The sequence below is a fragment of the Aequorivita viscosa genome, from assembly GCF_900106795.1.
Taxonomy (GTDB): domain Bacteria; phylum Bacteroidota; class Bacteroidia; order Flavobacteriales; family Flavobacteriaceae; genus Aequorivita; species Aequorivita viscosa.
In genome coordinates, this window is the sequence record NZ_FNNS01000008.1 from 1 (window position 1) to 18,503 (window position 18,503).

Annotated in this window: 18 protein-coding genes and 1 tRNA gene; 11 read left to right on the plus strand and 8 right to left on the minus strand. The window is 36.9% G+C overall.

Going from position 1 to position 18,503, the window contains the following annotated elements; translation table 11 throughout:
• Window positions 1-849 precede the first annotated feature (849 nt).
• From thrS to BLW28_RS06085, 5 genes are all read left to right on the plus strand, one after another.
• A complete protein-coding gene (gene thrS, locus BLW28_RS06065; RefSeq protein ID WP_073216497.1) occupies window positions 850-2,796 on the plus strand; it encodes a threonine--tRNA ligase in 1,947 nt (648 codons plus the stop codon).
• Between the two features lie 56 nt (window positions 2,797-2,852).
• Window positions 2,853-3,368: a translation initiation factor IF-3 gene (gene infC, locus BLW28_RS06070; RefSeq protein WP_394331655.1), complete on the plus strand. Its 516-nt coding sequence runs from the start codon at window positions 2,853-2,855 to the stop codon at window positions 3,366-3,368.
• 173 nt (window positions 3,369-3,541) lie between these two features.
• Entirely contained in the window at window positions 3,542-3,739 is a 198-nt protein-coding gene (rpmI, locus tag BLW28_RS06075) for a 50S ribosomal protein L35 (RefSeq protein ID WP_073216500.1), read from the plus strand.
• 139 nt (window positions 3,740-3,878) lie between these two features.
• Window positions 3,879-4,223: a 50S ribosomal protein L20 gene (gene rplT / locus BLW28_RS06080; RefSeq protein WP_073216501.1), complete on the plus strand. Its 345-nt coding sequence runs from the start codon at window positions 3,879-3,881 to the stop codon at window positions 4,221-4,223.
• A gap of 109 nt (window positions 4,224-4,332) precedes the next feature.
• Window positions 4,333-5,280 (plus strand): OmpA family protein, encoded by a 948-nt coding sequence (locus BLW28_RS06085; RefSeq protein ID WP_159431749.1) that lies wholly within the window; start codon window positions 4,333-4,335, stop codon window positions 5,278-5,280.
• Here BLW28_RS06085 and BLW28_RS06090 read toward each other — a convergent pair.
• Window positions 5,277-6,461, minus strand: a complete 1,185-nt coding sequence (locus BLW28_RS06090) for an asparagine synthetase B (RefSeq protein WP_073216857.1) — start codon at window positions 6,459-6,461, stop codon at window positions 5,277-5,279. The genes BLW28_RS06085 and BLW28_RS06090 overlap by 4 nt on opposite strands.
• 350 nt (window positions 6,462-6,811) lie before the next feature.
• Here BLW28_RS06090 and BLW28_RS06095 point away from each other — a divergent pair, with 350 nt between their 5' ends.
• Entirely contained in the window at window positions 6,812-7,411 is a 600-nt protein-coding gene (locus tag BLW28_RS06095) for a porin family protein (RefSeq protein WP_073216506.1), read from the plus strand.
• 87 nt (window positions 7,412-7,498) lie between these two features.
• Here the strand turns inward: BLW28_RS06095 and dnaB are convergent, their stop codons facing one another.
• From dnaB to tgt, 5 genes are all read right to left on the minus strand, one after another.
• Window positions 7,499-9,052 carry a replicative DNA helicase gene (gene dnaB, locus BLW28_RS06100; RefSeq protein WP_073216509.1) on the minus strand — a complete coding sequence of 518 codons (1,554 nt, stop codon included), beginning with the start codon at window positions 9,050-9,052 and terminating at the stop codon, window positions 7,499-7,501.
• A gap of 168 nt (window positions 9,053-9,220) precedes the next feature.
• Window positions 9,221-10,174 (minus strand): acetyl-CoA carboxylase carboxyltransferase subunit alpha, encoded by a 954-nt coding sequence (locus BLW28_RS06105; RefSeq protein WP_073216512.1) that lies wholly within the window; start codon window positions 10,172-10,174, stop codon window positions 9,221-9,223.
• A gap of 52 nt (window positions 10,175-10,226) precedes the next feature.
• Complete coding sequence (locus BLW28_RS06110) at window positions 10,227-11,129, minus strand: DMT family transporter (protein WP_073216515.1); 903 nt, start codon at window positions 11,127-11,129, stop codon at window positions 10,227-10,229.
• The gene (locus tag BLW28_RS06115; RefSeq protein ID WP_073216517.1) at window positions 11,116-12,195 is read right to left on the minus strand and encodes an LptF/LptG family permease; all 1,080 of its coding nucleotides are present in this window, start codon (window positions 12,193-12,195) and stop codon (window positions 11,116-11,118) included. Before BLW28_RS06115 ends, BLW28_RS06110 begins: the two co-directional genes overlap by 14 nt.
• A 1-nt stretch (window position 12,196) precedes the next feature.
• The gene (gene tgt / locus BLW28_RS06120) at window positions 12,197-13,327 is read right to left on the minus strand and encodes a tRNA guanosine(34) transglycosylase Tgt (protein ID WP_073216520.1); all 1,131 of its coding nucleotides are present in this window, start codon (window positions 13,325-13,327) and stop codon (window positions 12,197-12,199) included.
• Window positions 13,328-13,682: 355 nt separating this feature from the next.
• On the opposite strand from tgt, the gene BLW28_RS06125 reads away from it, so the two are divergent.
• Together BLW28_RS06125 and BLW28_RS06130 are read left to right on the plus strand one after the other, a co-directional pair.
• Window positions 13,683-14,528: a transketolase gene (locus tag BLW28_RS06125; protein ID WP_073216523.1), complete on the plus strand. Its 846-nt coding sequence runs from the start codon at window positions 13,683-13,685 to the stop codon at window positions 14,526-14,528.
• Between the two features lie 126 nt (window positions 14,529-14,654).
• Window positions 14,655-15,608 carry a transketolase family protein gene (locus BLW28_RS06130; RefSeq protein ID WP_073216526.1) on the plus strand — a complete coding sequence of 318 codons (954 nt, stop codon included), beginning with the start codon at window positions 14,655-14,657 and terminating at the stop codon, window positions 15,606-15,608.
• A 136-nt stretch (window positions 15,609-15,744) separates the two neighbouring features.
• Here the strand turns inward: BLW28_RS06130 and BLW28_RS06135 are convergent, their stop codons facing one another.
• Window positions 15,745-16,680, minus strand: a complete 936-nt coding sequence (locus BLW28_RS06135; protein ID WP_234946445.1) for an FKBP-type peptidyl-prolyl cis-trans isomerase — start codon at window positions 16,678-16,680, stop codon at window positions 15,745-15,747.
• 78 nt (window positions 16,681-16,758) lie between these two features.
• On the opposite strand from BLW28_RS06135, the gene BLW28_RS06140 reads away from it, so the two are divergent.
• Window positions 16,759-17,148, plus strand: coding sequence for an RNA-binding S4 domain-containing protein (locus BLW28_RS06140; protein ID WP_073216531.1), 390 nt, complete (start codon window positions 16,759-16,761; stop codon window positions 17,146-17,148).
• 27 nt (window positions 17,149-17,175) lie between these two features.
• Complete coding sequence (locus BLW28_RS06145; protein ID WP_073216534.1) at window positions 17,176-17,679, plus strand: phosphoribosyltransferase family protein; 504 nt, start codon at window positions 17,176-17,178, stop codon at window positions 17,677-17,679.
• Here the strand turns inward: BLW28_RS06145 and BLW28_RS06150 are convergent.
• Window positions 17,671-18,192 carry a shikimate kinase gene (locus BLW28_RS06150; RefSeq protein ID WP_073216536.1) on the minus strand — a complete coding sequence of 174 codons (522 nt, stop codon included), beginning with the start codon at window positions 18,190-18,192 and terminating at the stop codon, window positions 17,671-17,673. The two genes, BLW28_RS06145 and BLW28_RS06150, sit on opposite strands and share 9 nt — an antisense overlap.
• 235 nt (window positions 18,193-18,427) lie before the next feature.
• Between BLW28_RS06150 and BLW28_RS06155 the strand changes: the two genes are divergently transcribed.
• Window positions 18,428-18,500: transfer RNA gene (locus tag BLW28_RS06155), tRNA-Lys, on the plus strand.
• Window positions 18,501-18,503: the final 3 nt, after the last annotated feature.

The following is an 18,503-nucleotide window of genomic DNA, read 5'->3' on the forward strand; positions in this document are numbered from 1 at the left end:
AGTTTAGTTTCTTTGTTGACCAACTTCCTTTCGAAAGTTAATCTACGCTGTCAATCTCAATATCTCAATGAACTTTTCCCTATATGTTAGAGAAGTACTTTTTGTCGGTGGCACGGAGTTGAACCGTTACTATCACTGCCCCTCACCGTGTTTTTACGAACGCGCCTATCGCTAAGCGGGTGCAAATATACAACTCTTTTTTAATCCTGCAATGCTTTTTGTAAAAACATTTGAAAAAAAATTAAGAACTTGTTTTTGCTTTTTAAACACTTTTGCTGTTTCCCTAAGCGGCTGCAAACATAAAACTCTTTTTGCAACCCCACAAGGCTTTTTGAAAAGTATTTCTAAAAAAAAGAACGTGTTACTAACTAATTTAAACAACCATTATTCTGCTGTCGTTAGCGGGGTGCAAATGTAAAACCCTTTTTCGTAACTCGCAACACTTTTTTAAAGTATTTCCTAATTTATTTTAAAGAACTGCTTCCTAACTTGTAAGGGAACCTAAGCTCCCGTCCTAAGCGGCTGCAAATGTAGAACCCTTTTCTAAAACACACAAACTAATTCAACCTTTTTTTAAAACTTTTTAATCCAAATATCACCAACCAACTATAACAAAAATACTTACACCTAAAATTAATTTTATTTAATGTATACCTTAATATATAGACTATAATTTCACTCCGATGCCTCGCATCCCTATAATCAATTTAACAAACCAACTAAGCACAACTAACAGCCTTAATAAGGAACTCCCTACCGCTTTCATTTAATTCGCCAACAATAACCAAAATCAATTATTGCAAACTGCCGAAACTAACACTATCTTTGCACCCTAAAATTTTTCAGCATATGATAGCCATTACCTTACCCGACGGAAGTGTAAAGCAATTTGAAGCAGGTGTTACTCCAATGGATGTAGCTAAAAGCATAAGTGAAGGATTTGCTCGGAATGTAATTTCGGCAGCCTTCAATAAAGTAACTGTAGAAACATCCACCCCATTAACCCAAGATGGAAACCTAGTATTATATACATGGAAGGACGATCAAGGTAAAAAAGCTTTTTGGCATTCGTCTGCTCATATTCTAGCGCAAGCATTAGAACAACTTTATCCAAATATTAAACTAACCATAGGACCCGCGATAGAAAACGGTTTCTATTACGACGTTGATTTTGGCGACACAACTCTTTCTGATAAAGACCTTAAAGAGATTGAAACTAAAATGTTAGAAATTGCCAGAGGAAAGCACGAATTTTCTATTCGAGAAACTTCCAAGGCAGAAGCCTTAGATTATTACAAGAAGCAAGGTAATGAATATAAAGTAGAGTTAATTGAAAATTTAGAAGACGGAACCATTACTTTTTGCGATCACGACGACTTTACAGATCTTTGTCGCGGCGGGCACATTCCTAACACAGGCATTGTTAAAGCCATTAAATTAATGAGTATTGCAGGCGCCTATTGGAGAGGTGATGAAAACAATAAACAATTAACGCGCGTTTATGGTATCAGCTTTCCTAAGCAGAAAGAATTAACCGAATATCTTGAGTTATTAGAGGAAGCTAAAAAGCGCGACCACAGAAAGCTTGGTAAAGAACTTGAACTTTTCACCTTTTCACAAAAAGTAGGGCAAGGTCTACCGCTTTGGTTACCAAAAGGCGCTGCACTTCGCGAAAGACTTGAAAACTTCCTAAAGAAAGCTCAAAAAAAGGCTGGTTACGAAATGGTAGTAACGCCTCATATTGGTCATAAAGAATTATATCTAACTTCTGGACATTACCAAAAATACGGTGCAGATAGCTTCCAGCCCATACTAACTCCACATGAAGGCGAGGAGTTTTTACTTAAACCAATGAATTGCCCTCATCACTGTGAAATTTTTAAAACTAAGCCTTGGTCATATAAAGATTTACCCAAACGATTTGCCGAATTTGGAACAGTGTACCGATACGAACAAAGTGGCGAACTTCACGGTTTGACTCGCGTACGTGGATTTACGCAAGATGACGCTCATATATTTTGTACTCCGGATCAATTAGATACCGAATTCAAAAAGGTAATTGACTTAGTACTCTATGTATTTGGTTCATTAGGCTTTGATAACTTTACAACACAAGTTTCGTTAAGGGATCCCGATAAACCTGAAAAATATATAGGCAACCCGGAATTATGGGAAAAGGCGGAAGCAGCCATCATCAGTGCTGTAAAAGACAAGGAACTTGACTATGTAATAGAGGAAGGAGAAGCCGCATTTTACGGGCCAAAACTCGACTTTATGGTAAAAGATGCATTGGGTAGAAGCTGGCAACTAGGAACAATTCAAGTAGATTATACATTGCCTGAACGATTTGAATTAGAGTATAAAGGCAGTGATAATGAAATGCACCGACCAGTAATGATTCACCGTGCTCCTTTTGGTAGTATGGAACGATTTATAGCTATTTTATTGGAGCACACTGGAGGAAATTTCCCCTTATGGTTAATGCCAGAACAGGTAGCCATCTTGTCACTCAGCGAAAAATATGAAAAATACTCCCAAAAAGTTTTAAATTTGCTTGAAAATGACGAAATTCGCGCCCTTACAGACAATCGAAACGAAACCATTGGTAAGAAAATTAGGGAAGCTGAAATGAATAAAATCCCTTATATGCTTATCGTAGGAGAGCAAGAAGAACAAGATGGTACGGTTTCTGTACGTAAGCACGGAGAAGGCGACATAGGCACAATGCCTCTGGAAACCTTTTCAGAATTGATTCAAGATGCAATTAAAGCCGAATCGAAAGAATTTAATGTTTAACTAAAATAATATTAGCCATAGCAATACGAAGAAAAAGAAGTAGAGGCCCTGCAAGGGTGATTAAAGAAGATCAGCACAGAATTAATGGAAAGATTCGTGCCGAAGAAGTACGCCTTGTAGGAGAGAATGTTGAAGTAGGAGTTTATCCTTTAAGAAAAGCGCGTGAGATTGCCGAAGAACAAGAACTAGACCTTGTCGAAATCTCACCAAATGCAAATCCACCTGTATGCAAAGTCATAGACTATAAAAAGTTTGTGTACGAGCAAAAAAAGCGTGAAAAAGCACTAAAGGCTAAAGCAACCAAAGTAACCATTAAGGAAATCAGGTTTGGCCCGAACACCGATGATCACGATTACGAATTTAAGAAAAAACATGCTGAAAAGTTTTTGCAGGAAGGTTCTAAACTTAAAGCATATGTGTTCTTTAAAGGTCGTTCTATAATCTTTAAAGACCAAGGTGAGATTTTGCTTTTACGTCTTGCCAGGGATTTGGAAGAGTTTGGAAAAGTAGAACAAATGCCGAAACTTGAAGGGAAGCGTATGATTATGTTCATTGCCCCTAAAAAGAAGTAAAAACAGTTTTCAAGCTGTTTGCTTAGATTTTATTAAAAAATATTAAATCCAATAAAAGGATTAATAATCTTTCTTTGTTTATACGCAAAGGAAGTATAGAAAGGAACCCCTCCTATCATACAATGGCTGGAGGGTTAAAAAGCGAAATAATAACTAAATTAAAGTAGGAAAACATGCCGAAACAAAAAACAAAATCCAGTGCTAAGAAGCGCTTTAAGCTTACAGGTACAGGTAAAATTAAAAGAAAGCATGCGTTTAAAAGCCACATCTTAACAAAGAAAAGCAAAAAACGTAAGCTTGCGTTAACTCACGATGCATTAGTTCATGAGGCTGACGAAAGTAATGTTAAGCAAATGCTTCGTTTGAAGTAATACTGTTTAACCGGTTAAAACTATTATTTACACCCTGGAGTAGCGCCAACACAATTTTAAATTAGCCATTGTTGATTTAAGAAGTTTGAAACAAGTGTCATTAAAATAAAGACCGCCTACTACAAAAACAATTAAAATTATGCCTAGATCAGTAAATTCAGTTGCGAAGAGAGCCCGCCGTAAAAAGGTTCTTAAACAAGCCAAAGGTTACTTTGGAAGACGTAAAAACGTTTGGACGGTAGCAAAAAACGCTGTGGACAAAGCTATGCTTTATTCATACCGTGACCGTCGTGTAAAAAAGAGAAATTTCAGATCCTTATGGATTACTCGTATTAATGCGGGTGCAAGACAGCATGGAATGTCTTATTCACAGTTTATGGGAAGTATGAAAAATAGCGGAATAGAACTTAACCGTAAGGTTTTGGCAGATTTAGCTATGAATCATCCAGAAGCTTTTGCAGCAATCGTAAAAAAAGTAAAATAAGACATTAACTATATTATTTCGCTCTAAAACCGCTTCAGTAATGAGGCGGTTTTTTTATGTATTTAGACGAAATAAGGAAGATTTCTTATCTTCGTTAAAAACCTTTCTAATGCAACGAACAAAACTCCTGATTCTTCTATTTCTATTGCTTTCAGGAAGTATTCTATTTGCTCAAAAAATTACTGGAAAATATTACAGAATAGATCGATACGATAAGGTATATCTTCCAATGGGGGAAATATCTTTTGCAGATAGATTGGTTACATACCAAGTGGGACATCCCGCTCCAAATAAAAAATATCGAGATAGCACCCAAGTCCTTCACGAACCTAACTATTCTAATTACCACACTCCAAATTTTGCATCCTTAGGATGTGGAGGCGTTTTGGTTGTTGAATTTACCGACAATGGTTTTATGAACTTACCTGGCGATGACATTTATATTTTTGAAGTTGGCCCCTCGCGTGAAGCAGCAAAGGTTGAAATTTCTGAAGACGGCGAAGATTGGCTATATGCAGGATTAATTACTGGAGGAAAATCACCCATAGATTTAAGTGATGTAGGAATTGATGAAGATACCGTTTTCTATTTTTTACGTATTACAGACCTAAAAAGCCTATGCAGAAGTATAAGTGCTGGTGCTGATATTGATGCCATCGGAGCTATTAATAGTGTTATAAAACTAACCATTGAAGCCGATGTCCTTTTTGACGTAGCAAAGTTCGATTTAAAAGAAACAGCCAAACACAGCATTGATTCGCTAGCTAAATCTATACAAATTGTAGATAAAGCTACCATAGTAATTCAAGGGCATACCGATAGTGATGGAAATGAAGAAATGAATATGGAACTTTCAAAAAATAGATGTGTCGCAGTTAAAGAACGACTATCTGAAATTTTAGGCGAATCTGTTGGCTACGACTATGAAGTGCTAGCTTTTGGGGAAAGCAAGCCTAAAGTTCCAAATGACACAGACGAAAACAAACAAATAAACCGAAGGGTAGAAATTATGATATTACCACCTAAGGAATACTATGAAAGTATACAGAAAAATTAAGTTTTTTGCTTCTTCTTCTTAGCTGCTGGAAACAACACATTGTTTAGAATAAGCCTATAGCCTGGTGAGTTAGGATGTAGGGCCAACTCGGTAGGTGCATCCCCTACTCTATGCTGATAATCTTCGGGATCGTGACCTCCGTAAAAAGTAAAAAAGCCTTTCCCATTTATTCCATGGATGTATCTTGCCTCGCCATTTGATTTGTTTTCTCCCATCACCAATACATTAGCCTTTACGTGGTCGCGCTCAAATGCCGTAGTTTGCCCCATAAATCCTTTTACTAGAGCGGTATGATTTTGACAAAGCATGGTAGGAATAGGATCCCATTTTGCAGAATAATCCATAAGCGTAAAGTAGTCAGATTCCTTTGGAACTTTTCGTTTGTTGGTCGTATCAATGCTTGAAAACTCATAAACCATCGGATTTCTTTCTAACGTAAAATCAGTAAATGCAAAGGTTTTATTGAAATCAATCTTACTTTGATAGTTTGGCTCGCTAGGATCACCATCAAACATGGGTTCACAAATATCCACCCCTTCAGCAGAAAGAGCAATATCGAAGCTATCAGTTGCACTACACATAGCAAACATAAATCCACCTCCAATTACATAATCTCGAATATTTTTAGCAACAGCCAGCTTTTCTTCAGAAACTTTTGAATACCCTAATTTGGCAGCAAGCGCTTCTGCTCGTTTCTTTTCTTCAATATACCAAGGAGTCGAACGGTAGGCCCTGTAAAACTTTCCATATTGACCCGTAAAATCTTCGTGATGTAAGTGCAACCAATCGTATAAAATTAACTGGTCGCTTAGAACCTCTTCGTCATAAATTACGGTATACGGAATTTCAGCATAAGTCAAAACCATAGTAACTGCATCATCCCACGGCAAATTACTTTTAGGCGAATAGACTGCTATTTTAGGCGCTTTCTCCAAAACCACAGCGTCCATATTTTTTGAAGGACTACTAATCTCGGTTAAAATTTGTTCCGTTCTACTATTGGAAAGCACTTCAAAAGAAACACCGCGAATTTGACATTCTCTTTGAATTTCGGGAGTATCGGGCATCAAAAATGAACCACCTCGATAGTTCAATAACCATTTTACAGTTAGCTGCTTTTCCAAAACCCAATAGGTTATTCCGTAAGCTTTCAAATGTTCCTTTTGAAATTTTGCATCCATTGGAATAAGAATGTATGAAGCAAATGAATTAATTGAAAATAAAAGTAAAAACAGTAAAGAGATTTTCTTGATCATAGTGTAAATATAGCAACAAATTTTAAGCCAAGTCTTTGGCCACATAATTATTCAGAATACAGTGAAAAATAGTCATCTTTCAAATTATATTTCGATTCGTGAGCAAGAAAAGGTTAAAAAAATAAAAGATAAGTTAAATTCAAAGGATAAGTATTGATAGTAAACAAATTAAGAAAAAAAGCTTAAAATCTAAAAGCTAAAGTTATTCTAAAGCCTTTGACAGCGCATTATCCTCTCCTAATTTTGTCTGTAAATTACAATAAAAAACTATAGATATGAAAAAGACATTTTTAATTCTAACAACATTTTTAGGTATTGCTGTAGCATCAGCACAATCGGATAAATCGGGTTTTGACTTTGGTGTTCGCGGAGGTGTAAACTTTGCAAATATTACAACAAACGACGATTTAGGTTCTCCAGAGAGCCGAACAAACTTCTACGCAGGTTTGGTAGCAGAACTTCCTTTACAGGAACGCTTTTCATTGCAAGGAGAGGTTTTTTACTCTGGGCAAGGCTTTGAGCGAAACATTCCTTTAGTAGCTAACGAAAAAATAGCGTACACGAATAAGGCAGACTATATTCAAGTACCTCTATTAGCTAAATTTTATATAGTAGAAGGGCTAAGCATCGCTGCTGGTCCACAATTTGGGTTTAAAGTAAGTGAAAAAGTTGCGTATGATTCTTCCGCAGTTGTTGGTTCTATTGAAACTGACAAAATTCAAACATTCGATTTTCAAGGAACTGGTGGTTTAGAATATAAGTTTGATAACGGATTGTTTATACAAGGACGATATACGTATGGGTTTTCTGACTTGGTTAAAAACAATGATATCCATACATCAGTATTTTCAGCTGGTCTAGGATATATGTTTTAAAATAAAACGTAGGTAATAAATAAGGGTCGAGAAATTTCTCGACCCTTTTCTATTTATTCTGTCCTGTAATTGTTGAGATATTCTCCTTTAGAAAGGAACATCGTTTTCATGCCCTCCACCAAAATCATCATTCATTGAGCTACCAAACGCTTCATTAGCTGATGGCAAATTCTTAGTTTTAAAAGAATCGTCATTTGCAGCATCATTCATTCTTGAATAAATTTCTGTTGGTGTATCAAAAGTATCGAGGTTTTCGAACTTACCAAGATGCCCAACGAACTTAAGTCTAATTTCATCTAAGCCACCATTTCTGTGTTTCGCGACAATAAATTCAGCTTGGCCAGCGGTTGGTGAATGTTCTTCATCATCCCATTCATCAATTTTGTAGTATTCTGGACGATAAATAAATGATACAATATCGGCATCCTGTTCAATTGCACCAGACTCACGAAGGTCGGAAAGCAGCGGGCGTTTACTCCCTCCACGGGTTTCTACTGCTCTAGAAAGCTGCGAAAGTGCAATTACTGGAATGCTTAATTCTTTAGCTAGTGCTTTTAAGTTTCGAGAAATAGTAGAAATTTCCTGCTCACGATTTCCTCCTTTCTGGCTTCCGCCTGCTGTCATTAATTGAAGGTAATCAATTACAATTAGTTTAATATCGTGTTGAGATGAGAGTCTTCTAGCTTTTGCACGAAGGTCGAAAATAGAAAGCGAAGGGGTATCATCTATAAATAATGGTGCTTTCTCCAAATTTTTCACCTTCACATTTAATTGTTCCCATTCGTGCTTCTCAAGATTTCCAGTACGTAGTTTCTCTGAACTTAGATGAGTTTCTGACGAAATTAAACGCGTGATAAGCTGAACTGAGGACATCTCTAATGAGAAAAATGCCACAGGAATATTGTGTTCTACAGCCATATTTCGCGCCATAGATAGCGTTAAAGCCGTTTTACCCATACCTGGACGAGCGGCAATAATAATCAAATCACTTGGTTGCCATCCCGAAGTTAGTTCATCAAGTTTAGAAAAACCTGAAGGAACTCCAGAAAGTCCTTCTTTATTGGCTATTTCTTCAATTCTTTTCTTCGCTTGAATAACTAAGTCTTGCGCCGTTTCAGAAGATTTTTTAATATTTCCTTGAGTTACCTCATAGAGTTTTGCTTCTGCGCTATCTAACAAATCGAAAACATCGGTTCCTTCGTCGTATGAAGCCTCTATTATTTCATTCGAAATTTTAATTAAGCTACGCTGAATATATTTTTGAAGAATAATACGTGCGTGGAATTCAATATGTGCCGAAGAAGACACTTTTTGAGTGAGTTGAATCAAGTAAAACTCACCTCCTGCCAAGTCTAATTTTCCAGCTTTTTTAAGTTGTGACGAAACGGTTAATAAGTCAATTGGTTGACTATCTTCAAACAATGCATAAATCGCTTCAAAAATGTATTGATGCGCTGGTCTATAAAAAACATCGGCGTTTAAAATGTCAATAACCTCATCGACTCCTTTTTTATCAATCATCAATGCGCCGAGAACAACCTCTTCTAAATCAATTGCTTGCGGAGGAACCTTCCCTTTTTCAAGCGAGATAACCTGCGAACTGCGGGGTGAAAAACTAGTGTGGGGTTTAATTTTTTCCATTGAGCGAATGTAAAGAAAATGATGAGATGAATCCATTATTTTTTAGGATTCTCTATTAACATGTCGTCAACAATCTAACTGTTAACAACTTCAAATTTATGTTTATAACCACAAAAAAAATCCGAAGCACGAACCTCGGATTTGCGGTATTGTATACTATAGTTACTTCTACCCTTTAAAGGCTCCCATGTCCAGATATTTGTCCATCCGTTTTTTAACCAAATCTGTTGGGGATAACATTTTTAATTCTTTGTAAGTCTTTTCAATAACCTCAGCAACGGTCAAAAATGTTTTTTCGCGATTGCTATGAGCGCCACCTAAAGGTTCTTTTACTATCTCATCGATAAGTTTGAGTTTTTTCATATCGGTAGCTGTAAGTTTTAAGGCTTCAGCTGCTTGTTCTTTATACTCCCAGCTTCGCCATAAAATAGATGAACAGCTTTCTGGAGAAATAACCGAATACCAAGTATTTTCAAGCATAAGGACTCTATCGCCTACACCAATACCTAAAGCGCCGCCACTGGCACCTTCACCTATTATTATTACAATTATAGGCACTTTTAATCGAGTCATTTCCAAAATATTTCGAGCAATCGCCTCTCCTTGTCCTCTTTCTTCAGCTTCAAGTCCTGGAAAAGCACCTGGAGTATCAACAAGAGTAACAACTGGAAGCCCGAACTTTTCGGCAGATTTCATTAAGCGCAACGCCTTTCTGTAGCCTTCTGGATTTGCCATACCAAAATTTCGGTATTGGCGGGTTTTAGTATTGTATCCTTTTTGCTGGCCAATGAACATATAGCTCTGATTTCCAATTTTACCTAAACCGCCGACCATTGCCTTATCATCCTTAAAGTTTCTATCGCCGTGAAGTTCTAAAAAAGAATCCCCACACATGGCGTTAATATAATCCATAGTATAAGGACGGTCTGGATGACGTGAAAGCTGCACTCGCTGCCAAGGCGTAAGATTTTTATATATTTCTGCTTTCTTTTCCTTGAGCTTTTTTTCAATTTGCTTACAGGTATTGCTAACATCTACATCGCTCTCCTCTCCTATAAGACAAGCTTTTTCGTATTGTTCCTGTAGTTCCTTAATAGGCAATTCAAAATCGAGATATTCCATATTAACTACCTTTCTTTAAAATTTATTAATTCACAAAGATAAAATTTTGTGCTTAGGTTTTTGATAATCTTTTTCGTTTTCTTTCCTGAGTAATCTTAATAATTCCGTTAGCTATGACTGTCAACAAGATAATGATAGCTCCGTAGTAAAACTGAGACCCCATTTTTTCAGCATCTCCCAAAACCAACAAAGCTAATATTATTCCGTAAACCGGCTCCATATTAATAGTTAACATTACGGTATAGGGACTTATCCATTTCATAACGTGAATAGAAGCTATAAAAGCATACGCAGTACAACCCGAAGCTAAAATGGCTAGATACATCCAATCGTGAGTAGAAACACTAAAAAATTCGGTGGTAAAACTGCCAGAGATAGCGAGATATATGGAGATTCCGATGACACCAAATAGCAATTCATAAAACGATATAGCCGAAGCCTTATGTTTCAAAACGAATTTCCCATTAATTACAGAAAACAATGCGCTTAAAAATGCAGATATTAAGGCTAAAACAATTCCTAATGTATAGGAAGCCTCTACATCAAAAATGATATAAAGTCCGACCATTACTAGCAGTCCAAAAAACACCTCATACCAAATAATTTTTCTTCCATAAAGTAATGGCTCTAGTAGCGATGTAAAAAATGCTCCTGTAGAAATAACAGCAAGCGTTACCGAAACATTTGATGCTTTTATTGCACCAAAAAAAGTGAGCCAATGTAAAGCAATGATGATTCCAGCCAAGGCAAAACCGCCTAGCGTCTTCATTGAGAACCTAAGGTTCTCCTTTTTAATTTTTAAGTACAAAAACACAAATCCGGTAGCCAGTAACATTCTATACCAAACTAGTGGAATTGCTTCAAGAGTTATCAATGCTCCTAAAACCGCAGTGAATCCCCAAATAAAAACTATAAAATGGAGATGAAGGTAGTTGAGGAGCTTATCGTTTTGCATTTCTTAAAAGATAAATTGCCAGGATTGCGAACACAATATTCGGAAACCAAGTGGCAATAAAAGGTGAGAATGAACTCTGCTCGGCCATTGTTCCGAAGACTTTATCAAAAAAGATAAAAATCATTCCAATACCGATTCCTATGGCGAGGTTTACGCCCATCCCTCCTCTTCTTTTTACAGAAGATACAGCTACTGCGATAATGGTAAGTATATATGCAGAAACAGGTAAACTCCAGCGTTTGTAGCGAACAACTTCATACCTTCCAATATTCGATGATCCCCGTGCCTTTTCTTTTTTAATAAAATCGTTTAATTCTGTAAAACTAAGTGTTTCAGCTATGTAGGTTACTGGGGTTAAATCTTCCAAATCAAAAGAAAACACAGTATCTAATCGTTGACTTCGCTCTAAAATATCAGAAGTTTTTCCAATTTCTCTTTTTGTATAGTTGAAAAGTGTATACGTACTGTCCTCAGGGTTGTATTTAATTTGTGTAGCCGCAATTTTATACTTCATTTCGTTGCCCTCGAAATGCTCCAAAGTAAAATTACTTCCAATATTCTCATTTACATTGAAATAGCTCACGTAGATATAATCGTTATCATTAATTTGGGTATAGACGTTGTTCTGATCTCGATCTTGCTTCCCTTTTTTTAAATAATTATATGAAAACTCATTAAAGCCTTTACTCGCCTTGGGCGCTAAATACATACTGAATATCAAGGCTGAAATACATACAATAGTAGCTCCAATTATATAAGGTCGTAAAAATCGATAATAGGAAACACCGCTACTCAAAAATGCAATAACTTCGGTGTTGTTAGCGAGTTTTGAAGTAAACCAGATTACTGATAAGAAGAGGAATAAAGGAAAAAGGAGGTTGGCAAAATAGATGGTAAAGTCGTACAAATACTTTATCACCTCTATTATTGGCACTTCGTTATCGAGAATTTTATCAATCTTTTCAGCAAGGTGAACTGTTATACCTATAGGAATAAAAAGCAGCAACAAAAGGGCGAAGGTGCCCAAGTATTTTCGCAATATGTATCTATCCAGTATGCTGAGCATATTACAGTCGTTGATCTAGTTTCTTGACCATGCTTTCCTTCCACGAAGCAAAATCTCCCGCTAATATATGTTTTCTGGCTTCGCGAACCAACCAAAGGTAAAATCCAAGGTTATGAATACTACCAATCTGTCTTCCTAACATTTCGTTTACGGTAAATAAATGTCGTAAATAGGCTTTACTATATTCGGTATCTACCCAAGTAATTCCCATGGGGTCTATAGGAGAGAAATCATCTTCCCATTTTTTATTTTTGATATTTATAATTCCTTCAGAAGTAAAAAGCATTCCATTACGTCCGTTTCGCGTAGGCATTACACAGTCGAACATATCTATTCCCAAAGCAATATTTTCCAAAATATTGACCGGAGTTCCTACTCCCATCAAGTATCGAGGCTTATCTTTTGGAAGAATCTCTGTAACCACAGCTGTCATTTCGTACATTTCTTCTGCCGGTTCTCCAACAGAAAGTCCGCCAATGGCGTTTCCTTCTGCACCTACTGAAGCAATATATTCTGCCGATTGTTTTCGCAAATCTTTATAGGTACTCCCTTGAACAATCGGGAAAAAAGACTGATCGAAACCGTATTTTACAGGTGATTTCCCTAAATGATTAATACATCGATCTAGCCATCGATGCGTCATATGCATAGATCGTTTTGCGTAATTATAATTACACGGATAAGGCGCACATTCATCAAAGGCCATAATAATGTCCGCACCAATTGTGCGCTGGATTTCCATTACATTTTCTGGAGTAAACAGGTGATAACTGCCATCTATATGGCTTTTAAACTTCACCCCTTCTTCTTTGATTTTTCTATTTGCCGAAAGCGAATACACCTGATACCCACCGCTATCGGTAAGAATATTTCGGTCCCAATTCATGAATTTATGAAGTCCTCCTGCCTTTTCAAGAATTGGCATCTGCGGACGTAGGTATAAATGATAGGTATTACCAAGAATTATATCTGGATTTATATCCTCTCTAAGTTCGCGTTGATGAACTCCTTTTACCGAGCCCACTGTTCCCACAGGCATAAATATTGGAGTTTCAATTACTCCGTGATCGGTTGTTATTGTTGCCGCACGAGCGTCGCTATTTATATCTGTAGCTTCTAATTTAAATTGCATTCAGCTAATTTTAGTAAGTCGCAAAGATAGCATTATGGATTTTAGATTTTAGATTTTGGAATGACGATTTTGGATAGTCGAATTTAGATTGATGGTTTTTCATTTAAGACATTACCCGATACTTCCTAAAGAGTCTCTATTAGTAAAGAATGAAAATTTAATAAAAACGGTCAACGCTAATTAGGGAAGTTCTGCACCTGTCATCTAGCATCTAATGGCTAATATCTGTCATACAACACCCAGCATCTAGCACCCATCTGTTAACAAAACTCCAAAATCGTTAATAAACCCTTCTTCTCCTTTTTGACCACCAAACTTAAAAGCATTACTTTTACAGTGTAAATAAAAACTCATTATGGCAGATTATAAAGCTCTTGAAGATTTGGTTATTCAAGTTCGAAGAGACATTTTAAGACAGGTACACAAAGTTAACTCAGGGCATCCTGGAGGATCGTTAGGTTGTGCCGAATTTTTTGTAGCCCTTTACAACGAAATCATGGAGCGCAAGGATTCCTTCGCGATGGACGGCAAAGATGAAGACATCTTCTTTCTTTCCAACGGACATATTTCCCCTGTGTTCTACAGTGTTTTGGCACGATCTGGATACTTTCCAGTTGAAGAACTAAACACCTTTAGATTGTTAAACTCTAGACTTCAAGGTCATCCAACCACACACGAAGGCTTACCAGGGGTTAGAATTGCTTCAGGTTCACTGGGGCAAGGAATCTCAGCCGCTATTGGTGCTGCATTGGCTAAAAAACTAAACAACGACAACCACATAGTTTATGCTCTTTGTGGCGATGGTGAATTACAAGAAGGACAAAATTGGGAAGCAATTATGTATGCCGCCGGAAACAGCGTGGACAATTTAATTGTTACCGTAGATCTAAACGGGCAACAAATTGACGGATCAACAGACAATGTACTTCCTTTAGGAAATGTAAGAGCTAAGTTTGAAGCTTTTGGCTGGGATGTTTTAGATATAAAAGAAGGAAACGACTTGAAAGCAATTATTCCAGGAATGCAAAAAGCAAAGGAAAGAACTGGCAACGGTAAGCCTGTTTGTGTTTTGTTACATACTGTTATGGGTAATGGTGTTGATTTTATGATGCACACACACGACTGGCACGGAAAAGCACCTAACGACGAACAACTAGAAAATGCACTATCGCAGAATCCAGTTACTTTAGGGGATTATTGATCCCCCTACCCCTTAAGGGGAACTCAAACTCAATGAAAACATTAATTGTAAAAACGACCTAAGAAAACCCCTCCTTTGGAGAGGTTGGAGAGGACTAAAAGATACCCGCCTGCGCGGGCAATAAATATGAAAAAATATACAGATTCAGGCAAAAAAGACACTCGCTCTGGTTTTGGTGATGGATTAACCGAACTTGGGAAGAAGAATAAGGATGTAGTAGCGCTTTGTGCAGACCTAACAGGTTCGCTAAAAATGGACGACTTTAAAAAGAATCATCCAGAACGATTCTTTCAAGTGGGGATTGCCGAGGCTAATATGATTGGAATGGCGGCAGGAATGACCATCGGCGGTAAAATTCCGTTTACAGGTACATTCGCGAACTTCTCTACAGGAAGGGTATACGACCAAATTCGCCAGAGTGTAGCTTATAGTGGGAAAAACGTGAAAATATGCGCTTCACACGCAGGATTAACCTTAGGTGAAGACGGTGCAACACACCAAATTCTAGAAGATATCGGATTAATGAAAATGCTTCCAGGAATGACTGTAATTAACACTTGCGATTACAATCAAACCAAAGCTGCCACTATCGCTATAGCCGATTATGAAGGCCCAGTATATCTTCGTTTTGGACGACCAAAAGTGGCTAACTTCACTCCTGAAGACCAAAACTTCCAAATAGGAAAAGCAGTTCAACTGCAAGAAGGAACTGATGTTACAATAATTGCTACCGGACATTTAGTTTGGGAAGCTTTACAGGCAGCAGAAACGCTTAATGAGAAAGGTATCAAAGCAGACGTAATCAACATCCATACAATAAAACCTTTGGATGATGATGCAATTCTAAAAAGCGTTAAAAAAACTGGTTGTGTAGTAACCGCAGAGGAACACAATTTCCTTGGTGGTTTAGGCGAAAGTGTAGCTAGATTACTTTCAACACAGCATCCAGCACCACAGGAATTTATAGCAACACAAGACACCTTTGGCGAATCGGGTACTCCAGAACAATTAATGGAAAAATACGGCTTAAACGCTTCAGCAATTGTAAACGCTGTTAATAGAGTTATTGCTCGAAAATAACGCGTTGTTCTTTATTGGATTGATGGTATTACTATTATAGTTTACTAAATTGATATTCGATAATTTTATAATTTCTTAAAAATAAAATGCCCCTCTCGTTATGAAAGGGGCATTTTATTTATTTTCTTTTTTTATTCTAGATCGTTGGATCTAAGTAATCTTCGATACCATTTCCATTTTTATCTGGAAATTCTAGCGTTCCATCTTCATGAATAATTATTTCATCACGAGTTAAGCGGCGATCTCCATCATCATCGTTATCTAAATAATTTGGAATTCCGTCTCCGTCGGTATCATCATCCATCAAGTACTGATTGTTATTTAAATCTTCCATATACGAAGGAATTCCGTCATTGTCGTGATCTGCAATTTCTCTTGAGAACAATTCGAATGAGAAAATTAGCTGGTCATACGGAAGAATATTAGCTGTTGTTGGAGGATATTGATAGTACCCCAAGCCAGATGGCACAAAAACAGCTCCAATTCCGAAGTTCTCAAAAGTCAGAGTTCCGTCTGGATTGGTAGTTACGTTTGAAGCTCCTCTAAACTCAATTAAAGCTTGTTGTAACCCTCTAATTATACCTGCGCTAAGCCCTTGATCGTTTTGTTCATCAACTAAGTTAAAGCGAATTGGAGTTACCGCATTGTCAAACATTTCTAGGGTTAATGTTCTGCCCTCGTAAGTATTTGTTGTATTGTCAGAAAAGTGAGGTCTATCACCTTCACCTTCGCGAACTTTCAAATAATATAATTTATATTCAACGCTAGAATCAATCACATCAGTAACTACCTTAGAAGAAACTTGATCAATTAAAGGCGTTTTAGATGCATTTTCACCTGCAATTGTATCAAAAACAATTTTAAAGTTATCCGGATCCGTTAAAAAGTCTTCATAGTTATAGAAGTGCGTTTCTAAGAACTCTTCAATTTCGGCTTGAGCACGTGCTGCTTCTGGCCCACGTTCTCTTGGCGGAGGTGGTGGCTCGGGCGAGTCATCATCCTTTTTACAAGAAACAGTAAAGGCGAACAAAGCTACCAATAAAACAAATATGTATTTAAATCTAATCATCATCGCTAATTTGAGGGCGCAAGATACAATTTTCGGTTATTTTTGTACACGCTATTAACGTTGTTTTTAGGTTTATAATTTATGAGAGTAGATAAATATTTGTGGTGTATACGATATCACAAAACGCGAAATATTGCTACCCAAGCTTGTAAAAAAGGAGCTGTTAGGGTTAATGGTAGCGTTGTAAAACCATCGCGAGAGGTTTATCCAGGCGATATTATTACGCTTCGGAAAAACCAAATTAATTACCAAATAGAGGTTTTGGATATTCCCGAAAGTCGTGTGGGAGCAAAACTTGTTGATATTTACAGAATAGATAAAACTCCTAAGGAAGCCTTTGAAACAAACGAGTTGTTACAATATGCTAAAAGTTATTATCGCAAAAAAGGTGTAGGAAGACCTACCAAAAAAGACCGTAGAGATTTAGACGATTTTACCGATCCTGAAAATCCCGAAAGCGAACCACTTTAATTATCTTTGAAAAAACTGCAAGCCACTATGCAAAAGCTAAACTCACTTATTCTGAACAAAAAGCAAATAGCCCATAAAATTAAACGTATGGCCTATCAAGTATATGAAACCAATGTGGACGAAACAGAGGTTGTTATTGCTGGAATTAAAGAAAACGGTTACATTCTTGCGCAGAAAATTAAAACAGAAGTTGAGCGTATTTCACCTATAAAGGTTACGTTGTGTGAAGTTATAATTGATAAGAAAGATCCCACAAACCCAATCACTACTTCCCTATCGGCAAATGAATATACAAACAAATCACTTTTGCTCGTAGATGACGTTTTGCACTCGGGCACTACTTTAATTTATGGTGTAAAACATTTTTTAGAAGTCCCCTTAAAACAATTTAAAACTGCTGTACTCGTAGATAGAAATCACAAGAAGTACCCCATAAAAGCAGATTTTAAAGGTATTTCCCTGTCCACTTCATTTAATGAAAACATAAATGTGATATTCGAAGACGACGATGACAGAGCTATTTTAGAGTAAGCGTTCTACTATTTTAGCTACAACCTCCTTGGGAGCATCATTTGCTGTTTCTACAATCACCTCTGCTTGATTGTAAAAATGCGCGCGTTCAAAAAGATGAATCCCTACAAATTCTAACATTTCTTCCCTTGTGTTTAAATGACTCAGTAAGGGTCGCACCCCTTTTTCATTCATTAATCGATCACATAATATTGGCAACGGGGTTTTTAAATAGACTGATACCGCATCGGCGCAATTCAACATTGCATCGAGCGAATCTGCATAACACGGCGTTCCTCCTCCAGTAGCAAGCACGAAACCTTCATTTAGTGCCAAAAGATTTTTAAGTGTTTCGTTTTCTACTCTTCGAAAGTAAATCTCTCCTTTTTTTGAAAATATTTCACTTATAGACATCCCTTCCGCTATCTGAATTTCTTGATCCAAATCTTTAAAAGGAAGATTTTGTTTTTTGGCAAGTAATTTTCCGATGGTGGACTTTCCACTTCCCATGTATCCAATAAGTACGATTTTCATAAATTTTGAGCTTTAAAAGGGTCTTTCATCACTGTAATTTTTACAATTTAGCTGTTGTTGGCGAAAATAAAGATAAAAATGCTATTCGGTAGCCCCTGAAATTCAGCGAATTTGAAATTTCTTGAAATTTAATTCATTTTCATTTTGAAATATGTATTTATTGATAGTATATTTGCACCCTCATACGAACAACAGCACAGAAGTTTATTCGTAAGAAAAGTTCAAAAAAAATAATGACTTGGTAGCTCAGTTGGTAGAGCACCTCCCTTTTAAGGAGGTGGTCCTGGGTTCGAGCCCCAGCCAAGTCACAT

What these genes read in the sequence shown, in the direction of transcription:
- thrS (WP_073216497.1), top strand. Translation starts at nt 850, where the DNA reads ATGATAGCCATTACCTTACCCGACGGAAGTGTAAAGCAATTTGAAGCA.
- rpmI (WP_073216500.1), top strand. Translation starts at nt 3,542, where the DNA reads ATGCCGAAACAAAAAACAAAATCCAGTGCTAAGAAGCGCTTTAAGCTT.
- rplT (WP_073216501.1), top strand. Translation starts at nt 3,879, where the DNA reads ATGCCTAGATCAGTAAATTCAGTTGCGAAGAGAGCCCGCCGTAAAAAG.
- BLW28_RS06085 (WP_159431749.1), top strand. Translation starts at nt 4,333, where the DNA reads ATGCAACGAACAAAACTCCTGATTCTTCTATTTCTATTGCTTTCAGGA.
- BLW28_RS06090 (WP_073216857.1), bottom strand. Translation starts at nt 6,461, where the DNA reads ATGGATGCAAAATTTCAAAAGGAACATTTGAAAGCTTACGGAATAACC.
- BLW28_RS06095 (WP_073216506.1), top strand. Translation starts at nt 6,812, where the DNA reads ATGAAAAAGACATTTTTAATTCTAACAACATTTTTAGGTATTGCTGTA.
- dnaB (WP_073216509.1), bottom strand. Translation starts at nt 9,052, where the DNA reads ATGGAAAAAATTAAACCCCACACTAGTTTTTCACCCCGCAGTTCGCAG.
- BLW28_RS06105 (WP_073216512.1), bottom strand. Translation starts at nt 10,174, where the DNA reads ATGGAATATCTCGATTTTGAATTGCCTATTAAGGAACTACAGGAACAA.
- BLW28_RS06110 (WP_073216515.1), bottom strand. Translation starts at nt 11,129, where the DNA reads ATGCAAAACGATAAGCTCCTCAACTACCTTCATCTCCATTTTATAGTT.
- BLW28_RS06115 (WP_073216517.1), bottom strand. Translation starts at nt 12,195, where the DNA reads ATGCTCAGCATACTGGATAGATACATATTGCGAAAATACTTGGGCACC.
- tgt (WP_073216520.1), bottom strand. Translation starts at nt 13,327, where the DNA reads ATGCAATTTAAATTAGAAGCTACAGATATAAATAGCGACGCTCGTGCG.
- BLW28_RS06125 (WP_073216523.1), top strand. Translation starts at nt 13,683, where the DNA reads ATGGCAGATTATAAAGCTCTTGAAGATTTGGTTATTCAAGTTCGAAGA.
- BLW28_RS06130 (WP_073216526.1), top strand. Translation starts at nt 14,655, where the DNA reads ATGAAAAAATATACAGATTCAGGCAAAAAAGACACTCGCTCTGGTTTT.
- BLW28_RS06135 (WP_234946445.1), bottom strand. Translation starts at nt 16,680, where the DNA reads ATGATGATTAGATTTAAATACATATTTGTTTTATTGGTAGCTTTGTTC.
- BLW28_RS06140 (WP_073216531.1), top strand. Translation starts at nt 16,759, where the DNA reads ATGAGAGTAGATAAATATTTGTGGTGTATACGATATCACAAAACGCGA.
- BLW28_RS06145 (WP_073216534.1), top strand. Translation starts at nt 17,176, where the DNA reads ATGCAAAAGCTAAACTCACTTATTCTGAACAAAAAGCAAATAGCCCAT.
- BLW28_RS06150 (WP_073216536.1), bottom strand. Translation starts at nt 18,192, where the DNA reads ATGAAAATCGTACTTATTGGATACATGGGAAGTGGAAAGTCCACCATC.